This window comes from Streptomyces pacificus (genome assembly GCF_011766325.1).
In the GTDB taxonomy this organism is placed as follows: Bacteria; Actinomycetota; Actinomycetes; order Streptomycetales; family Streptomycetaceae; genus Streptomyces; species Streptomyces pacificus.
The window spans coordinates 1-1,856 of record NZ_BLLG01000052.1 but is presented as its reverse complement, the minus strand read 5'-3'; the positions used below and the strand labels follow the sequence as shown (position 1 = coordinate 1,856).

The following is a 1,856-nucleotide window of genomic DNA, read 5'->3' as shown; positions in this document are numbered from 1 at the left end:
TGAATCAGGATGGTGCGTCGAATGGTCTGACGGCGCCGAACGGTCCTTCGCAGCAGCGGGTGATCCGGCAGGCGCTTGCGTCGGCGGGGTTGTCGGCGGGGGATGTGGATGTGGTGGAGGCGCATGGTACGGGGACGGCGCTGGGTGATCCGATCGAGGCGCAGGCGTTGCTGGCGACGTATGGGCAGGAGCGGGATGCGGGGCGGCCGCTGTTTCTGGGGTCGGTGAAGTCGAATATCGGTCATACGCAGGCGGCGGCGGGTGTGGCGGGTGTGATCAAGATGGTGATGGCGTTGGAGCATGGTGTGCTTCCGCGGACGTTGCATGTGGTGGAGCCGTCGTCGCGGGTGGATTGGGGTGCGGGGTCGGTGGAGTTGTTGACGTCGGAGGTGGAGTGGCCGGGTGGTGTGTCGGGTCGTTTGCGGCGGGCGGGTGTGTCGTCGTTCGGTATCAGTGGGACGAATGCGCATGTGGTGTTGGAGGAGGCGGGTGTGGCTGGGGGTTCGGTGGTGGAGCCGGTGGGGTCGGTGGTGGAGCCGGTGGGTTCGGTGTGGGGTGTGCCGTGGGTGGTGTCGGCTCGGTCGGAGGGGTCGTTGGAGGCGCAGTTGGGGCGGTTGGCGGGGGTTGGGGGTTGTGCGGTGGATGTGGGGTGGTCGTTGTTGGGTCGGTCGGTGTTCGATCATCGTGCGGTGGTGGTGGATGGTGTGTCGGTGCGGGGTGTGGCTGGTGGTGTGGGTCCGGGGCCGGTGTTTGTCTTTCCGGGGCAGGGTTCGCAGTGGGTGGGTATGGCGGTCGGGTTGTTGGAGTCTTCGGAGGTGTTTGCGGGGTGGATGGGTGAGTGTGATCGGGTGGTCGGTTCGTTTGTGGACTGGTCGGTGGTGGATGTGTTGCGTGGGGATGCGGGGTTGCTGGAGCGGATCGAGGTTCTGCAGCCGGTGTTGTTCTCGGTGATGGTGTCGTTGGCGCAGACGTGGCGGTCGTTCGGTGTGGAGCCGGGTGCGGTGGTGGGGCATTCGCAGGGTGAGATTGCGGCGGCGTTTGTGGCGGGTGCGTTGAGTTTGGAGGATGCTGCTCGGATTGTGGTGTTGCGGAGTCGGTTGTTTGCGGATGAGTTGGTGGGTCGTGGTGCGGTGGCGTCGGTGGCGTTGTCGGTGGGGGAGGTGGGTGCGGTTCTGGAGTCGTGGCCGGGTTTGTCGGTGGCGGGTGTGAATGGGCCTGGTGCGTGCACGGTGGGTGGGCCTGTGGTGGAGCTTGGTGGGTTTGTGGAGTGGTGTGAGGGTCGGGGGGTGCGGGCGCGGGTGGTGCCGTCGACGGTGGCGTCGCATGGTCCGCAGGTGGAGCCGTTGCGGGAGCGGTTGCTTGGGTTGTTGGCGGGGGTCGGGCCGGTGTCGTGCCGGGTGCCGTTCTATTCGGCGGTGACGGGGGAGCGGGTGGATCCGTCGGAGCTGGGTGTGGAGTACTGGTATCGCAATGCGCGTGAGCCGATCGCGTTTGAGAAGGTGACTCGGGCGTTGATCGATGACGGGTATCGGGTGTTTGTGGAGTCGAGTGCGCATCCGGTGTTGACGATGTCGGTGCAGGCCACGGCGGATGATCATGGTGTGGAGGTCGTGGCGGTGGGTTCGCTGCGGCGTGGGGAGGGTGGTCCGGGGCGGTTGGTGCAGTCGTTGGCGCAGGCGTGGGTCGCGGGTGTGGAGGTCGATTGGGGGGTGTGTTACGAGGGGACCGGGGCCCGTCGGGTGGATCTGCCGACCTATCCCTTCGACCACCGGCGCTACTGGCCCCGGACACCGCGTCCGGACACGACCGGGACCGATCCCCTCGACACCGAGTTCTGGACACTCGTCGACAACGGC

At 66.7% G+C, this 1,856-nt stretch carries 1 protein-coding gene; it reads left to right on the top strand.

Translation table 11 applies throughout. The features are described from left to right. A partial coding sequence (locus SCWH03_RS28175; RefSeq protein ID WP_173267748.1) for a type I polyketide synthase occupies positions 1-1,856 on the top strand: 1,856 nt, incomplete at both ends.